Source organism: Desulfovibrio simplex, assembly GCF_055387835.1.
On sequence record NZ_AP042377.1, the window covers coordinates 3,595,579 to 3,612,403 of the forward strand.

The following is a 16,825-nucleotide window of genomic DNA, read 5'->3' on the forward strand; positions in this document are numbered from 1 at the left end:
GCTGATCGGTTCCTGGCAAAAGACTGTGAATCGTCAGCATGATGTAACCTTGGATATGGCAGATTCCGCCTGTGAACGAGGAGAGTATGAGTCCCGCCAGCATAGCCTATGTGCAACTGGGCAGCGCCATTCTGCTTGAGGTGCTGGCCACGGCCTTTCTCAAGCAGTCCAACGGCATGAGCCGGATCGTGCCCTCAATGGCCGCCCTGGCTGGCTATGGCGTTTCGTTCTATCTGCTGGCCCAGGTGCTCAAGATTGTGCCCATGGGCATCTCCTACGGCATCTGGAGCGGAGTCGGCATTGTTCTTGTTTCCGTCATGGGCCTTGCCCTGTTCGGGCAAACGCTGGACATGGCCGCCTGTCTTGGCCTGGGACTCATTGTGGCGGGAGTTCTGGTCATACATTTTTTTTCAGGCTCCATGCCGCATTAGGTCGAGCGGCGGCAACAGGCCGCAAACACATATTTTTTCTGGCATGCCAGAGAAAAAGCCCGGCGTTTCCAATGCCGGGGCGCTCTTGACAGTTTTTTGCGGGCAGGCTATGACCTGTCCTCTTAAAGGTTTTAGTTCAGAGTAATATCCAATATGGAGAGAAAGAATGCCCACTATTAACCAGCTTATCCGCATTGAGCGGAAGGCAGTGCTGAAACGCAAGAAGACCCCCGCCCTGCAGGCCTGCCCGCAGCGTCGTGGCGTGTGCACCCGCGTTTACACCACCACCCCTAAAAAGCCTAACTCCGCTCTGCGTAAGGTCGCCCGTGTGCGCCTGACCAACGGCATTGAAGTGACGGCTTACATCCCCGGTGAAGGTCACAACCTTCAGGAACACTCTGTGGTTATCATCCGTGGCGGCCGTGTAAAAGACTTGCCCGGCGTGCGTTACCACATCGTGCGCGGCACCCTGGATACCTCCGGTGTGGCCGATCGTCGCAAGAGCCGTTCCAAGTACGGCGCCAAACGCCCCAAATAAGGTTTTATCACTTGTATACGGCGTGCGCCATGCGGCGCGCCAGGCTGCCCGCCACTGCGGAGCGCCGGCGCGTTGCGGGGTTGGTGACGCCGAAACCCGCATGAAGGAGAAACCCCATGCCCCGTAAAGGTCCTGTTCCCAAAAGGGAAGTGCTGCCCGATCCGATTTATTCCAGCCGTCTCGTCACCAAGGTCGTGAACCGGCTCATGTATGACGGCAAGAAGGGCGCCGCTGAAAAGATTTTCTACAGCTCGCTGGAAACCCTGGCCGAAAAAACCGGTGAAGATCCCATGCGCGCCTTTGAAAAGGCCCTGGATAATGTGAAGCCCCACATGGAAGTCAAGGCTCGCCGTGTTGGCGGCGCGACCTACCAGGTGCCTATGGAAGTGCGCCCCGAACGCCAGGTTTCCCTGTCCATTCGCTGGCTTATCAACTACGCTCGTTCCCGCGGCGAAAAAGGCATGACCGCCAAGCTTTCCGCTGAACTGCTGGATGCTTTCAATGGGCGCGGTGGCGCGGTGAAAAAACGCGAAGATACCCACCGCATGGCTGATGCCAACAAGGCCTTCTCGCATTACCGCTGGTAAGAGGCCGTCCCGATTTTCTCATGAATGTATCCCGACGCCGCATCCGTAAGGAAGCGGCGTCGGTTTTGCACCACACCGCATCCGCAGTATGGAGGAAAACCCTGTGTCCCGCACCGTTCCTGTAAACAAACAGCGCAATATAGGCATCATGGCTCATATTGACGCCGGCAAAACGACCACCACCGAGCGTATTCTATTTTATACCGGCGTTAACCATAAGATTGGTGAAACGCACGAAGGCCAGGCCACCATGGACTGGATGGAGCAGGAACAGGAGCGTGGCATCACCATTACCTCCGCTGCCACCACCTGCTTCTGGAAAGACTGCCGCATCAACATCATCGACACCCCCGGCCACGTTGACTTCACCATTGAAGTTGAACGTTCCCTGCGCGTGCTCGACGGCGCTGTCTGCGTGTTCGACGCCGTCGCCGGCGTTGAGCCCCAGTCTGAAACCGTGTGGCGTCAGGCCGACCGCTACCACGTGCCCCGCATCTGCTTTGTGAACAAGATGGACCGCATCGGCGCCAACTTCTTCCGCTGCGTGGGCATGATCCACGACCGCCTGGGCGCCAAGGCCGTGCCCCTGCAGCTGCCCATCGGCGCTGAAGACAAATTTGAAGGCGTTGTGGACCTCGTGACCGGCAAGGCCATCCGCTTTGACAAGAGCACCAAGGGCGCCGAATTCCTCATTGAGGACGTGCCCGCCGACATGATGGAACTGTACGAAGAAAAGCATCATGAAATGGTGGAAGCCGTCGCCGAAGAAGACGAAGTCCTGCTCGAAAAGTACCTGAGCGGCGAAAGCCTGACGGAAGAGGAAATCATGTCCTGCATCCGTAAGGCCACCATTGCCCGCACCATCGTGCCCGTCATGTGTGGTTCGGCCTTCCGCAACATGGGCGTGCAGCCCCTGCTTGACGCCGTGGTGGAATACCTGCCTTCGCCCGTGGACATCCCGCCCATGCCCGGCCACGTGCCCGGCAAGGAAGATGCAATCATCGAATGCAGCTGCGACGACAAGGAACCCCTTGCCGGTCTTGTGTTCAAGCTTTTCTCCGACCCCTTCATCGGTCATCTGTCCTTCTTCCGTATTTATTCCGGCTTCCTTGAATCCGGCATGACCGTGTTCAACGCCAACACCAGCAAGCGCGAGCGCATCGGCCGCATCCTCAAGATGCACGCCAACAAGCGTGAAGACGTGAAGTGGGCTGGCGCGGGCGACATCGTGGCTCTGGTGGGTCTTAAAAACGCCTCCACCGGCGACACCCTGTGCGACGAAAAGCGCCCTGTCATTCTGGAATCGCTGAACATTCCCGAGCCGGTCATTGAAGTGGCCATCGAGCCCAAGACCAAGCCCGACCGCGACGCTCTTTCCGCCGCGCTCAACAAACTGGCCAAGGAAGACCCCTCGTTCCGCGTCAAGGGCGATGAAGAAACCAACCAGACCCTTATCGCCGGTATGGGCGAACTGCATCTGGAAATCATCGTTGACCGTCTGACCCGCGAATTCGGCGTCAACGCCAACGTGGGCAAGCCCCAGGTCGCCTACCGCGAAACCATTTCCAAGCCCTCCAAGTCCGACCTCAAGCACGCCAAGCAGTCCGGCGGTCGCGGCCAGTACGGTCACGTCGTCATCGAGGTCGAACCCAACCCGGGCAACGGGTATGAGTTCATCAACGGTATCACCGGCGGCGTTATTCCCAAGGAATACATCCCCGCGGTGGACAAGGGCATCACCGACGCCCTGAAGTCAGGCGTCATGGCCGGCTTCCCCGTGGTGGACGTGAAGGTCAAGCTGGTCTTCGGTTCCTACCATGAAGTGGACTCTTCGGAACAGGCCTTCTACGTGGCTGGTTCCATGGCCATCAAGGACGCCATGCACAAGGCCGGCCCCGTGCTGCTTGAGCCCATCATGGACGTGGAAGTGGTGACCCCCGAAGAATACCTCGGCGACGTCATGGGCGACCTCAACGGCCGTCGTGGCCGCGTGCAGAGCATGGAAGCCCGCGCTGGCGGCGCGCAGAGCGTGCGCGCCCAGGTGCCGCTGTCTTCCATGTTCGGCTATGCCACTGACCTGCGTTCGCGCACTCAGGGCCGCGCCACCTTCACCATGCAGTTCGACCATTACGAAAAGGTGCCCCAGGCCATTTCTGACGAAATCCAGAAGAGCAGAACATAGGCATCAGACGGGTCGGCGCTGCAAAGCGCCGACCCGCACCCTTCATGCCTGGGTCGGCCTTGCCGCCTGATGGCAGATGAAGACAGGGGAAGGACATCTGGCGAACAGGCGAGATTCCTTCCCCTTGGTTTGGTGTAGCCCTTGTGCGGCAAAACGCCGGGGAACTTCACAAACACGTTGATCCCAGGCATGTTCAGTGCAAAAATGCTCACGGCAGCGTGCGGTCTATGCTCCTCTGCACGCTTGAGCAGATGTGCAGTTAACCTGCATGTTCACTGCCTGGGCACGGCCATTACGACGTGTATTGGCGTGTATCAGCGTGTATCGGCGCATGACGCCTGCGCTTCTGCCTTCAGGGCGAGCGCCTGCGCACGCAGACGCAGGGCAATTTCAGGGTGAGATTGCTTCAACATGTACCTTGCTTCCGCAAACCCGGCATTGTGCGCCTGGTACAACTGCGGACGACATACTTTCAGGAGAGCGCCATGCAGAACGATTTGCCCAAGGGGTTCAGGGCAGGAGCCGCGGCAGCCGGGTTCAAGAAAGCCGGTCGGGACGACCTCGGTCTTATTGTTTCCGACACTCCCGCAGTACTGGCAGGCATGTTTACCCAGAATCTTTTCAAGGCCGCACCGGTACTGGTTTGTCAGGACATTCTGACCCGTTCGGGCACGGCGCGCGCCGTGCTTGCCAACGCAGGCCAGGCCAATGCCTGTACCGGCGATGAAGGCCTTGCCAACTGCCGCGCGACCCAGGCCATGGTGGCCGGGCTGACGGGCCTTGACGCCGATGAAATTCTGCCGCTGTCCACCGGCGTGGTGGGCGCGCATCTCAAGATGGACCGTTGGCTTGACGCAGTGCCTGCCCTGGTGAAAAGCCTGGGCACGCGCGATGCCGAGGGCTTCACACGTTCCTTTATGACCACCGACGCCTTTCCCAAGTTCGCCACGCGCGAAGTCACGCTTACGGGGGGTACGGTGCGCCTCACGGTCATGGCCAAGGGCGCGGGCATGATCTGTCCCAATATGGCCACCATGCTCTGCGTCGCCCTCACTGACGCCCAGGTGGAACGCAAGCCCTGGCAGGCCATGTTCGGCCGCGCTGTCAACAAAACGTTCAACCGCGTGAGCGTTGACGGCGATACCTCCACCAATGACACCATTCTTGGGCTTGCCAACGGCGCTTCAGGCGTGACCGCCGGGAGTGCGGCGGATATGGGCCTGCTGGAAGAAGCTCTTACCGCCATTCTGGCCCAGGTTTCCTACATGCTGGTCAAGGATGGCGAAGGCGCGAGCAAGGTTATCCATATTACGGTGACGGGCGCCGCCAATGATGCCGACGCGGAACTGGTGGCCCGTAGCGTGGGGCATTCACAGCTGGTAAAAACCGCCATCTACGGCGGCGACGCCAACTGGGGGCGTATCGTGACGGCGGTGGGGTACAGCGGCGCAAAGTTTGACCCTGCCAAGGTCAGCATGAAGCTCTGCGGCATTGAGCGCTTCCAGAAGGGCTGCCCTGTGAATGATGATCAGGAAGACGCGCTGGCCGAGCTGCTCAAGGGTACGGACGTGCAGGTGGACATTGAACTTGGCAACGGCAATGGCACGTACAGCTTCAAGGCCTCGGACCTTGGGCATGAATACGTGACCCTGAACTCGGACTACCGCTCCTAGGGAAACGCTGATTTATTCCGTTTGGCGGCGTTGCTTCAAAAAAAGATCGCGCCTTGCCAAACGAAATAACTGCGCGTGTCCAGAAGGCTCTTTACTCAGTGCTTTCCTTAAGCATTTTGCTTTTGAAACACTCCTTGTTTCAACGCATCATTCTGGCGAAAACCGTGGTTTTCGCCAGAATCCACGCCACTTCGTGGCGGCTGCCGCCTCCGCGTCAGCAGAGCAACTGCAAAGTGAAATTGCTCTAAATTCCCGTCTCAATCAGAAAATCCGTTGCACGCTCCCAAACTACCATAAGAGTTTTAGGGGGAGGGGGCGTGGGGGAGGAGACCCTTTTGCAAAAGGGTCTCCTCCCCCATAAAATTTTCTCCAATAAAATTGCTCCAGCGCCCGCAGGGCAGATTATGCGGAAGGTCACCTGGTTTCGGTGGTGCAGGCTTTCAGCGAGCTGGGTTTTCCGGCAAGCCACAGGGCCCCCTGCATCAGAAGAATGGGCACGAGCAGCAGGGCGCTGAAGAGGTGGCAGAATTTTATGGCCGCGTAGGCACGTTCAAAAAGGGCCACATCGGGCAGGTTATGCAGCACGAGGAGCAAGCCCGAGAAGGACAGCAAGACGAGCAGGGCCGTGCGGATGGCTCCGCAACGAGTGAAGGAAAACACCCCCCTGCCCCTGAACCACCAGATAATGACGGCATACGTGCCGAGCATGAGCAGCACAGTCGCCGCGTAGTAGTGCCATATGGTCGAGCGCGCATCCGTCTGCACGAGGCCGTAGCGGACGGCAAACGGCAGATGCGACAGCCCGGAAAGCACGGCGGTCAACAGGGCTGTTGTCCAGAAAAAACAGAAAATGCCTGAAAACAGTTGCGTGGTTTTTTTTTGTGACCGCATCATGGCTTTCGTCCCTTCAGTCTGTCGCGCAAAAGCCGCAAGGAAGCCAGGGCCGCTCCCGCCAAAGGCGCTGCCAGCACAATGTCCACAAGGCTGTTTTCTTTTTCCATGCTGGCTCCGGCCGGGCGCAGGCTGGGCCTGCCAAAACTCACCTGTTCCTGTTGCAGCATGGCGGCCTCAATATCACGGAAAGGAATGGACGAAACGTAAACGGTATTGGTGCCGCCGTTTTCCCTGAGCCCAAAAAGCTCGCCCTTTCTCTGTTCGGCCATTTCCTGCGCGTGGGCAACCATCTCGCCCCTGATGCCGAAACTCTGGGCTCCGGCAGGGCAGGCGGCAACACAGGCAGGGGGCTGACCCTGGGCCAGCAGTTCATGGCAGAAATCACACTTGAAAACCAGGCCATAGCCCATGTAGCGGGGAGCAAACTTGAGGTACGGCCCCACCCCTGACTGGCGCTGGGGAATCAGCCAGGGACAGGCCCTCTGGCAGGGGCCGTCGCCAAAACAGATGTTTTCATCAATGTAGGCAGCGCCCTGGGGGCTTTGGCGGGCCGCGCCCGATGGACACAGGCTCACGCACTGCGGGTTCAGGCAATGCAGGCACCGGCGGGGCATGAAAACCCGGCGCATGCCGTCAGCGGCGGGCAGGGTGCAGGTCTGGATGTATATCCAGTTGTAGGGAGTCAGACGGTTGTTTATGTGCTGGCGCGTTGACCAGTCGCTGATGGGCACCCAGGAGGGCACCGGTTGGGGGATGGGTTGTTTCGGCACGGGCAGGCGCGAAAGGTTGCGGGCGCGGCAGGCTGCAACGCAGGCCCCGCAGCCTGTGCATTTGTCCACATCAATGACGGTGCAGCAGTCAATTCCGTCGGAAGACAAGCGCAGCGACATGGCTTGTGCGGGCTTCGGCCCGGTCAGCGCCAGGCTGGCGGCAGCGCCCGCTGAGGTCAGCCCCTTGAGAAGCCGTCTGCGTTGTAAAAAATGATCACTTGGCATGAAATCACCTGAAGTTTCTTACCGTTGAGCATGCGGACATGCAACGTTCACAGGCGTGCGCCGCGTTGCCTGGCAAAGGACGCGTGGCGGCTCTGACGTCGCAAGTGGTTTGATGAAGCCGCAGTATGAAAAAGGCGTGAATGACGGTGGCAGTTTTATGGGCAGCGGCGTCATTGTCCGCGCTGGCTGTCGAGCGGTTCATAACGCGTGCCAGACGTCTGGTGCGTGCTTGCGTGCCAGGCCCATCAACTGGGCCATGTCTTCATCAGGCGCAGACCTTGCTCGTCAGGCATGTGCGTATCCGCGAAGGGACTTCAAGCTGCTGTTGCGCCACGGCTGCCTCTATCGCTCCCTGGCATACGCGCCAGTTTGCAGACTACGCGTTGCCGGAGGCTCACGTCAATGCAAGGCCGGGTGATTCCGGACAAAAATTGCCCCAGCTGTCTGAAAAATTTATGAAACTGGTCGTGAGCGTGAATGCGAACGGCAGATGGGGAGCACTGCCAAAGGGCTGTGTCCGGCGTGCCGCACGTTTGCGGCGCACTGCACCCTTGTGCCGTGGCAGAGCATGTAATCATTTTAGAGCAATTTAATTTTTAAATTGCTCTGGCGGCTGCGTGAGCAGACGTTCGCTACCGAGGCGTAAGCGCAGTCTATCTGCGCGGTCAGACGCCGAAGTGAGCGTGCCTTAAACTTTGAAATGCTTCACATTCCAAAGTTTTCATTCAGCCAAAAAAAGCGGCTTTCGGCTGAATCCACGCCACGTTGTGGCGCGCTGCACTTTCGTGCAGCGTCAGAGCATTTACACTTTTTCAAAGTTAAAATGCTCTAAAGGTACAATGCTCCGGTGGGGCAGTGATGCCTTACGAAGTGCCCGTGGTTTCAGCCTGCGGGGGCTCGTCCGTGGGCTTTTCAAAGGGGGCGGGGGGCCGCCACCGCCAGAACAGGGCCAGCAATGGGATGAGGCCTGCGCCTTCGGCGAGTTCTCGCGGAGCAATAGTGCCAATACCCCACCACAGGGCCACGCTTGAGGCGGCGGTGGTCAGCATAAGCAGCCACTGTCCGGGGCTCATGGGCCTGGCTGCCCACTGGAAAAAGCCCACAGTGAGGATGGCGACCCATACCTTGGTAATGGTCAGGGAAAGGGCCGCGCCTTCCAGCGGGCTGGCCGGGATAAGCGTAAAACAGCAGACAATGTTGAGCAGGAGCCCGCTGACATAGAAGAGCAGCAGCAGGCGGTGGCGGCGCATGCCGATCATGGCATAGGCGGCGAGGTTGTGCAGAAAGGCAGTGGCCAGACAGGGGGTAAGCAGCTGTTGGGCGCGAACAGCGCTTTCATAGCTGGGGCCGTAAACAAGGGGCAAAAACCTGTCGCTTTCAACACAGATAAGAAAAATGACGGGCAGGGATGCCGCCCACAGGGAACGGGCCGTCTGCCCGGCAAGCTGTCGGAAAGAGTTTTTGTCCTGCTGCCAGAATTTTGCCAGCAGCGGAAAGATGACCTTGCCGAGCAGGGCGCTGGACACCAGAACCGACAGTCCTTCCACAGTTTCCCAGGCCACGCCGTAGCCGCCCACATCGGCGTTGCCGCCGTACTGCTTGAGAAAAATGACGTTGATCTTGTTATAGAACATGGCGCAGGCCGCCATGCAGGTGAAGATGAGGCCGTGCTTCATCTGCCGGGCAAGATCAAGCATTCCTTCCCGGCCCACGCCCGCAAGGGGGTTGCGCCCCAGGGCGGCGAGCGCGAACACGATGCACAGTATGGATTCAATGGGCTTGTACAGGGCAATAAGTATGGGCGGCGCGCCCATGACCACACAGGTGATGCCAAAGCCGATGCCGATGAGCGCCGAAGGCACGCGGATGCGCATTTCCACATCCTGACGGCCCCGGGCCTGGCACAGAGCAAAAAAAGAGTCGCTGACGCCGTCAAGGCCAAGCCCGGCGGCAATGCACAGCACGATAAGGCGCAGTTCCGGGCTGTAGTTCTGCCAGCCGGTGACCAGCCAGGTAACGCCCAAGGCCAGCACCAGCACCGTGAGCTTGAGCCAGGTCACTTCGCCCAGCAGGGCGCGGGGGCGGCCTTCACGTCGCGCAAAGGTGGACAGCAAAAAGTCGTTGAGGCCCACGTCGGCGATGGTTTTTACCAGATAGCCGAAGGTAAGGGCCAGAACCACCTGACCCATGATGTCGGGGCTGCGGCGGGCCAGCAAAATGGTAAAGGCCGTCCATGCCAGGTCGCGCGTCCATTGCGCGCCCAGAATGTAGCCGAGCCTGCGGGGAATGCTCTTGAGCTTCATGTGGGGGCTTTACCTGCTGCCCCCGAAACGCACAACAGCCTTGAAGCCGGGCTTGAGCTCCAGATCAGGGTTGGGCACGGTGATTTCCACCGTGTAATACGAGGGGTTGGCAACGCTCATGTCATTGGAAACCCACGATATTTCAGTGACCTTGCCCGTAAATGTCTTGTTGCCAAGAGAGGGTATCTCCACCGCAACGCTGTCGCCTTCAGAAATGCCGCTGACCTCAGCTTCATATACAGGCACCTGGATAAGCACGGGATTAAGCTGCCCCACCTTGATGGGAGCGCTGCCAGCAGAAAGCAGGGTTCCGGGGTTGAGCGTGGCGTCCAGGGACAGCACATAGCCCTTGAGGGGCGAGGTCAGGGTAAGGGTTTCAGGCAGAATTTCCCCTTCCCTGATTTCCTGTCCGAAGTAGTTGCTCAATTCCTTGAGGCGTATGGCAAAGCTGTTTTCGGCCTTGTTGATGGTGATGCGTGTGAGTTCGATACGCCGTTGCAGGGAGGCCACGTCTTCTTCAAGACGACCCGATGCCTGACGCGAGCCGAGGCCCGAGGCCGCAAGCTGGCGAGCTTTGTTGCGCTGGGCAATGGTTTCCGCCAGACGGCGTTCAAGATCCAGCACCTGGCTTTTGAGGCTTTCCGTGCTGGCCCCCTGCATCACTTCACGCTGCACGGAGCGTTCCGCATCTTCATGCAGATGGTAGCGCATAAGGGGCGCGCCTTCGTCAACGGGATCACCGGGCTTGACCAGCACGGAATCCACCACGGCGTTAAACGGCATGGGAATGGCGCGGATGACCGTGGTCACCACCTTGCCCGTAAGAATGGTCGCGCCTGATTTCGGAGCGTCCGCTGCAAAGGCCGACGCGGCGAGAGTCAGGCCGAGCACGATGGCCAATGCGAGGCCCAGTGCGCCCTTGCGGGCCCGATGGACCGAGCGTGCAGGGTTGGTGCGGGAAAAGCGCGCCATTACAGCACCTCCTTGGCGGGCAGACCGAGGAAACGTTCCTGAAGCGAGGTGGCAAGGTACATCCATTCAAGCTGGGCCAGTTCACAGGCAAGTTCGGCTCGGATAAAGGCGATCTGGGCCTGCACCATGGCTTCCTGCTTGTCGGCCACGGCGGGAAGATCAGCAATGCCCTCGTTGAAGGAAATGTGGGCTTCCTTGTACTGCATGGCCGCTGTATCAAAGCGCGTGCGTGCGAGTTTTAGCTCGGTTTCGGCCAGGGCCATGTTCTGTTCGGCCTGCAACCATTTGTTGGAATAGTCCGTGCGCTTGCGGGCCATTTCGTGGAAGGACTGGGCCTTCATCATACGGGCGGTCTGCACTCCACGGTAGCGGCGGCCCCAGTCCAGCAGGGGGAAGTCGAAAGTCAGATGCAGGAAAGTGTCTTCAGTGCCGCTGGCGGGCTGGTATTGTCCAGCAGGCGGGTAGCTGTTGACGCTGATGCTCATGCTGGGAATATACTGGGCCCAGGCGACCATGATATTGTAATCGCCCAGCTTGATCTGGCCGCGCAGCAACAGGTCGTCTTCGGTGGTGCTCCAGCGGTCCTCCCATTTGAGGCCGCGCCCGTTGAAGCCCTTGAGGATGTCGTCCGAGCTGGCGGTGTCCACGTCCAGCTTGTGTTGGGGGTCAACACCAGCGAGGATTTTCAGTTGGGTAAGCTGCATGGTTTCCTTCATCTTGGTCTGTTCCACCATAAGCTCCAGCTCGCGCTGGTGCTGCATGGCCAGATTGAGGGAAACACCCTGACGGCCGTCCACGGCTTCGACCTGCTGCCAGTACGAAACCAGTTCCTTGCCGATGGGCAGCAGCTCTTTCTGTGCCTTCACGATATTTTTCTGCGCCTGCAGTTGCAGGTAGGCCTGGGCAATTTTGTAAATGGCTTCGCCCACGGCCTTGCGGTGCGTGGAAATGGCCAGGTTGACCATGGCCTTCTGCACCTGGTGCTCAAAATAGGTGGCCACAGGGTTGGGAAAGGCCGCATAGAAACCCACGGTAAGCTTGGTGCGGCCGTAGTCGCCGGGGGTGTCCTTGTTGTCCATGTTGTTGCGGGTGAGGTTGTTGGTGACCTGCATGGTCATGCGGGGTTCGGGCAGGTACTTCCAGACGGCGTCGGTAAGGGCCACCCGCTTGATTTCAAGGTTCACAGCGCTGTTGACCAGCAGGGGCGACTGCTGGATGGTCAGGAAGACGCAGTCTTCAAAGGTGAAAACCTTGCTGGGGTCGTAGAGGTTGGGCACTGCGGCCTCAAGTTTTGTCTTGTTTTCCACCGGCACGCCGGGCGCTTCTTCCAGCCAGTGCCTGGCCGGAAGTTCCGGGGACTTGAGCCCGGCCTTGTTGGAGGCGCATGCGGAGAAAAACAAGGTCATGACGAGCAGCAGCGGCAGATATGCACGCGCTGAGAGAGTACGTATAATATGCGGCATCAGGCACCCTTTGCAGTCTCGCGCTCGGCGCGTTGGTATAGTCGCTATTGCTGTGGCGGAGACGCGCTAAAGCGCGGCGGCCCCGGTGTCCCGCCGGTTAAATTCAAGGTGGTGGAGCGTGAGGAAGACGCGGCCCTGTTCGTCAGCGGCCTGGCCGTCAAAGCGCAACAGGGCGGGGTCGGACCAGGAACGGCGCAACATTATACGCCATGGCCCCTTGCCCCTTTCGCTGCCAAAGCGGATGAACCCCGCCGCATGCAGACGCCAGCGCCCAATGGCGGCGGCAACCGCCCCTGCGTCCATTTGGGCTTTGTCAGTGCCCCGGGCAATGGCCAGCCAGGCGGACTGCACCATTCCCTCCACCACATTCAAGATGTCAGTATAGCCTTTATTGCCATCGGGGGCAATGGCTGTATGCCAATGATCCAACCTTGCGGCATACTTGTGATTGGGCAAAACGGTAAAGTCGCGCAACAAACGCCAGGGTTTGCCAAAACCCATTGCGTCGTAAAAAATATCAGTATTTACTACGTGTTGCGATGAGCCGGCAGGCGCGTCTTCTCCATGCGCCCACATGGGCGGCACCTGTCCGTTGGCGGCGGCCAGCATGGTCATGCCCGCAGCCACAGGCGCGTAGCGCTCAAGGTGTCTGCCGTTGGGCGTGAGTTCTCTTACGTCCAGCGTGCTCCGGCACATGCGCGCCATGACGCCGTCCTGCATGAGCCAGGGTTCTGCCTCCACTGTCGCGCGACACTCACGGGTAATGCCCGGCGGCAGCAGCGGTGGATCATAAAAGCGCAAGTCCAAAAAACCGGTGACTGTCAGCCAGGGCAGCCACAGGCTGGAGGCCTCCAGCAGGGCCGCCAGTGCCCGGCTCGTCGGCAACCAGGGCGTGTCGCCCATGGCGTTGCCGGGCTGGCCGCCGTGCAGGGCGAGATCCGTGTCGGCAAAGCGTGAATAGTGGCAGCAACCCTGAAAAAGAGTAGAGGTGGCCCGGTAGGGCGGGTGCGGATCGGGGAAAACCAGGGGATACAGACGCGGCCTTTCCTGAATAACGAGCCCCGGCGCCAGACCGTCGTTCCTGGCAGCATGCCCGTGAGCAGCGGCGGGGGTGGCCCGAAGGCCCGCGCCGGATGCGGCAAACCCGGGCAGGGTTGTGGGTCGTACCCACAACGCGCGTCGTGAGGTGCCCCGCAGAAGTTCACGGGCCATCATGTCGCCCCAGTCATTGAGTCCGGCGCGCAGGCTTTTTTCCAGCAGACGTATGGTCCGGGTGCCCACGCCGGCTTCTTCTCCCAGCTCGTCAAAACGTTTTTCCAGCGGGCTGTCGCAGTACAGGTTTTCATGCGTGGGTTGCAGCAGACTGCACAGGCATGCGTAACGCAGGCCGTGTATCTGGGTTGCCCGCATGGCCGCGGCCAGCAGCTTGGGCATGCCGACGGCGGCAAAGGAGGCTGGTGAAAGGAGCGGAGCGGCATCGTGTTCTTCACTGCCGTAATGGCCGGCAGGCGTGAAGATCAGGCCGTCTACCCTGCCTTCGCTTTTTGCCAGGCTTGTCAGGGCGGTGGCGACTTCCTCCGCCAGGGTCTGGGCTTCGGGGGCATCTCGCGGAATGCGCATTTCAAGGTTGAGCGGCACAATGCGTGCGCCCGCCTTGGCCAGTGGCGCGCATGCCTCAACTTGCCCGCGCGGCACTGCCAGCACGCAGCCCAGAGGCGCGAGACCGTTCATGAGAGAGGGCAGCAGGGCTGATTCGAAGAACAGCAGGGCCAGAATATCTCCCCGGCGGATGGGCAGGCCCTGGCCGCAGGGGTCCAGCGGCAGCGGCCGAGGCATCTGACCGGAACTTTGGTCTCTTTCTCCGCTTTCGGCCTGCGGGGTTCGTTGCAGCGGGGTGAAGCGGCACAGCGGGGCGCAGGCCCGCACACGCGCCTTCTGGCGGACTCCGGCCTGGCGGACGGCCTCGGACGCATCGGATTCTCTGGTTTCGCCAATGCCGGACGCGCCAAGGATCCGTGCAAGATCGCCCACTGTGGACACTTGCAGCAGGTCTTCAAAGTTGACGGTGATATCCAGCGCTTTTTCCACTTCTTGAATGATGAGCGGAAAACGGCTGGAACGCAGGGCCAGATCGTAGCGCAGGTCCAGGTCTGGCCGCATGTCTTCCACCGGACGGCCGCTGGCGCGGGCCAGCACGTCCAGCACCACGCGCAGGGCCGCGGCCGATGTTACGGAATACGCGGAATTCACTATTACGGGCGGGACGTCGGCCGCAGAAGCCGCGGCGGGAGCCGCCGTGGTTGCCGGCGAGGTTTCTGGCGCTGCCGTGGGGCAGGCCATGCCGCAGGTTCTTTCATAGGCCGTGCCGCAGTCCGGGCCGCAGTCGGAGCCGCCGTCCGGCAGATCCACGGGCACAAGGCCGCAGTGCGGCAGCGGCATATGCGCGGCCACGACCGCGTCCTTGCCCTGACGTATGTCGTCGATGCGGGCGCTGATGGCTTTTTTGCTCAAATGTCCGAGCGCGTACAGGCGCGCGCACGTCTGGCGCATGCCTTCCACTTCTCTGCCCTTGCGTCCGGCGGACAGGCAGAACGCCCGGGGCTCGTTGTCCTTGACCAGGCCGCAAAGCGTGTCCTGCGGCCCCAGCTCCAGAAAATGGCGTATGCCGTCCCTGCGCCATGCCGCGTGTACGCATTCGGTCCAGCGAACGGAATTTTCATCCAGATCGGCGATATGGCGGCTGATGGACGGTTGGTCGTGAGGATAAAAATTCGTGGTGATGCAGCTCATGGTGGGATGGCGCGGGGCGTGCATCTCAAGCGCATTGAGGCGGCGCAGCGAAAGGTCGCGCAGCATGCGCATGCTTGGGTGGTGGAAAGCCAGACTCACGTTGAGCATGATGGCCGGTATGCGCCGCTTGCGCAGACTTTTGCGGGCCTCCATCAGGACTTCGCGCGGCCCGCTCAGGATGAACTGCTGGGGGGTGTTGTAGTTGGAAACGTAGAGGGCAGGCCATGCGGCGCGCGTTTCGTCAATGATCTCGGCGCTGGCGTGTACGGCCATCATGCCGGTCTCGCGCGTGGCGGCGGCCTCCAGTTCGGACATGTGCACGGCGCGGGTATCGAGTATGTACCAGGCCACTTCCGGGTCATAGAAGCCGCTGAGGCACAGGCCGATCAACTCGCCCAGACTGTGCCCGCAGAACAGCGAGGGCTGCAGGCCGAGGGAGGAAAGAACGCTCCACTGCGCAAACTCGAGCATAAAGAGATAAGGCGACTGCCAGCGCGTGAGGCTGACTTTTTCAACATCCTTTTCATCCATAAGGCCGAGCACGTCCCAGTCGGCCACTGCGGCGATGCGGTCCATGGCGGCGCGCGCCACAGGAAAATTGTCGTACAGTTCGCGGCCCATGCCGGGCCATACAGAACCGAGGCCGCAACACATGACGGCAAGGGGCGGGGCATCCGCTTCCGGCGAAAGCCAGACGCCGCGCCCTTCGAGGCGAGCCAGGGCCGTGGCGTCGGGATTGTGCGGCAGGGCAAGCAGTTCCTGCCGCCACAGCGGATTGGTGGATCCCATGCGCCACATCAGGTCGTCCTGGGGCAAGTTCGCGTAGCGCACGCCGTCCAGAATAAGCTCTTCCGGCAGGCCCTGACTTTCTGTGGTTCCGGCGGGGCCGGAAACAGCAGTCTGGCCTGCGCCCACAGTGAGACCGCCGGGCTGCCACAGTGCTGGCGTGGCGTCGGGGAGGGGCCGGTCAGGCTGCTGCTGGGGGTTTTTACGGCATTTGAGCGTGTCGCAGCACGGGGGGGTGGGGGCAGGCAGGCTCAACAGAAGCGGTTGGCACTGCAACTGGAGCGACTCGACTGCCTGAAAGTCCAGCAAAAGGATGGTGGGCACGCGCCCTGCCTGCGGGTACATGGGTTGTTCCTCGCCCAGAGCGCAGTCCGCATCGGATACGTAGTAATCAGGGCACTGCGGCATGCTCACGCCCATGGTGTCGGGCTGGGGTGCGTTGTCGGTCATGCGCTGGCAGATGTTTTTTGTCTCCACGCCCGTGCCAAGGGCCGCGCGCAGCAGCCTTTCGCATTCCCTGAGGTGACCGGGATGGAAAGATTCAAATTGCAGGCGTACCGGCCCGAGGCGCCACAAATTTTGCAGTCCTTCCAGGGCAAGGCTCAGAGACTGGGCCAGCGCGGAAGGCATGGTGGATTCGTTCCAGCACAGGCAGAGCATGACGGGTCCCGGGTTTTCCACAAACTTGAGCCAGTCAAGGCAGTGCCGGATCAGCGTCTGAGCGCACACCTGGCCGGAAGATGCGCCGGATTTTGACGGATTTTTGGGGCCGGGACAGGAAAGCGTGATGCTTGGAGGCGATGCGACAAGCAGCCCGTCCTCAAGAACGGCGCTGTCTGGCGTACTGGCCTTGTCTGGCGGAGTGCCGTATGCTGGGGCAGGGTCTTGCTGCATAAATTTGGGGCCTGTGGCGCGGGGTTGGTCAAATGGTCAAGCCATGCTGAGGTTTGGTTAAGGGCAGTATACTAGTGTATATCGGTCCTCTTGTCCAGAAGCCGGGCAGGAAATAAGCCCTGGCGGCGGTGGCGGCGAGCCGCCACCGCCGCATCCAACAGGCCGGCATAATGGTGAAAAAAGCCCTGCTGGCATCATCGCGCATGGCTGACAGGCAATGGTCACTCCGCACTTGCCATAGGTTGACGGTTCAGCTATACTGAATCCTTACAAAGTTGCGCCCTCTGCCTGGCCGCTTGCTGTCGGCTGCGGGCCGG

General features: G+C 60.5%; 11 protein-coding genes. 5 read left to right on the forward strand and 6 right to left on the reverse strand.

The window, feature by feature from the left end; all coding sequences use genetic code 11:
* The first annotated feature begins 86 nt into the window (after positions 1-86).
* From ACZ5DH_RS14595 to argJ, 5 genes are all read left to right on the forward strand, one after another.
* Positions 87-431: an SMR family transporter gene (locus ACZ5DH_RS14595; RefSeq protein WP_464254970.1), complete on the forward strand. Its 345-nt coding sequence runs from the start codon at positions 87-89 to the stop codon at positions 429-431.
* Between the two features lie 166 nt (positions 432-597).
* A complete protein-coding gene (rpsL, locus tag ACZ5DH_RS14600) occupies positions 598-969 on the forward strand; it encodes a 30S ribosomal protein S12 (RefSeq protein WP_012625691.1) in 372 nt (123 codons plus the stop codon).
* A 116-nt stretch (positions 970-1,085) separates the two neighbouring features.
* Positions 1,086-1,556 carry a 30S ribosomal protein S7 gene (gene rpsG, locus ACZ5DH_RS14605; RefSeq protein ID WP_464254971.1) on the forward strand — a complete coding sequence of 157 codons (471 nt, stop codon included), beginning with the start codon at positions 1,086-1,088 and terminating at the stop codon, positions 1,554-1,556.
* Positions 1,557-1,659: 103 nt separating this feature from the next.
* Complete coding sequence (gene fusA, locus ACZ5DH_RS14610) at positions 1,660-3,738, forward strand: elongation factor G (protein WP_464254972.1); 2,079 nt, start codon at positions 1,660-1,662, stop codon at positions 3,736-3,738.
* A gap of 485 nt (positions 3,739-4,223) precedes the next feature.
* Entirely contained in the window at positions 4,224-5,411 is a 1,188-nt protein-coding gene (gene argJ, locus ACZ5DH_RS14615) for a bifunctional glutamate N-acetyltransferase/amino-acid acetyltransferase ArgJ (protein ID WP_464254973.1), read from the forward strand.
* Positions 5,412-5,825: 414 nt separating this feature from the next.
* Here argJ and ACZ5DH_RS14620 read toward each other — a convergent pair whose 3' ends face one another.
* The 6 genes from ACZ5DH_RS14620 to ACZ5DH_RS14645 all read right to left on the reverse strand — a co-directional run bounded on the left by ACZ5DH_RS14620 (position 5,826) and on the right by ACZ5DH_RS14645 (position 16,508).
* Positions 5,826-6,305 carry a FeS-binding protein gene (locus ACZ5DH_RS14620; protein WP_464254974.1) on the reverse strand — a complete coding sequence of 160 codons (480 nt, stop codon included), beginning with the start codon at positions 6,303-6,305 and terminating at the stop codon, positions 5,826-5,828.
* Positions 6,302-7,300 carry a 4Fe-4S dicluster domain-containing protein gene (locus tag ACZ5DH_RS14625; protein ID WP_464254975.1) on the reverse strand — a complete coding sequence of 333 codons (999 nt, stop codon included), beginning with the start codon at positions 7,298-7,300 and terminating at the stop codon, positions 6,302-6,304. The genes ACZ5DH_RS14620 and ACZ5DH_RS14625 overlap by 4 nt, the downstream gene beginning before the upstream one ends.
* An 863-nt stretch (positions 7,301-8,163) precedes the next feature.
* Positions 8,164-9,603: an oligosaccharide flippase family protein gene (locus ACZ5DH_RS14630; protein WP_464254976.1), complete on the reverse strand. Its 1,440-nt coding sequence runs from the start codon at positions 9,601-9,603 to the stop codon at positions 8,164-8,166.
* A 9-nt stretch (positions 9,604-9,612) separates the two neighbouring features.
* Positions 9,613-10,575, reverse strand: a complete 963-nt coding sequence (locus ACZ5DH_RS14635) for an HlyD family secretion protein (protein ID WP_464254977.1) — start codon at positions 10,573-10,575, stop codon at positions 9,613-9,615.
* Positions 10,575-12,038: a TolC family protein gene (locus ACZ5DH_RS14640; RefSeq protein ID WP_464254978.1), complete on the reverse strand. Its 1,464-nt coding sequence runs from the start codon at positions 12,036-12,038 to the stop codon at positions 10,575-10,577. Before ACZ5DH_RS14640 ends, ACZ5DH_RS14635 begins: the two co-directional genes overlap by 1 nt.
* 66 nt (positions 12,039-12,104) lie before the next feature.
* Positions 12,105-16,508 carry an acyltransferase domain-containing protein gene (locus ACZ5DH_RS14645; protein WP_464254979.1) on the reverse strand — a complete coding sequence of 1,468 codons (4,404 nt, stop codon included), beginning with the start codon at positions 16,506-16,508 and terminating at the stop codon, positions 12,105-12,107.
* Positions 16,509-16,825 lie beyond the last annotated feature (317 nt).

Excerpts from the sequence above, each read along its gene's own strand:
- ACZ5DH_RS14595 (WP_464254970.1), top strand. The coding sequence starts at position 87 with ATGAGTCCCGCCAGCATAGCCTATGTGCAACTGGGCAGCGCCATTCTG.
- rpsL (WP_012625691.1), top strand. The coding sequence starts at position 598 with ATGCCCACTATTAACCAGCTTATCCGCATTGAGCGGAAGGCAGTGCTG.
- rpsG (WP_464254971.1), top strand. The coding sequence starts at position 1,086 with ATGCCCCGTAAAGGTCCTGTTCCCAAAAGGGAAGTGCTGCCCGATCCG.
- argJ (WP_464254973.1), top strand. The coding sequence starts at position 4,224 with ATGCAGAACGATTTGCCCAAGGGGTTCAGGGCAGGAGCCGCGGCAGCC.
- ACZ5DH_RS14620 (WP_464254974.1), bottom strand. The coding sequence starts at position 6,305 with ATGATGCGGTCACAAAAAAAAACCACGCAACTGTTTTCAGGCATTTTC.
- ACZ5DH_RS14625 (WP_464254975.1), bottom strand. The coding sequence starts at position 7,300 with ATGCCAAGTGATCATTTTTTACAACGCAGACGGCTTCTCAAGGGGCTG.
- ACZ5DH_RS14630 (WP_464254976.1), bottom strand. The coding sequence starts at position 9,603 with ATGAAGCTCAAGAGCATTCCCCGCAGGCTCGGCTACATTCTGGGCGCG.
- ACZ5DH_RS14635 (WP_464254977.1), bottom strand. The coding sequence starts at position 10,575 with ATGGCGCGCTTTTCCCGCACCAACCCTGCACGCTCGGTCCATCGGGCC.
- ACZ5DH_RS14640 (WP_464254978.1), bottom strand. The coding sequence starts at position 12,038 with ATGCCGCATATTATACGTACTCTCTCAGCGCGTGCATATCTGCCGCTG.
- ACZ5DH_RS14645 (WP_464254979.1), bottom strand. The coding sequence starts at position 16,508 with ATGCAGCAAGACCCTGCCCCAGCATACGGCACTCCGCCAGACAAGGCC.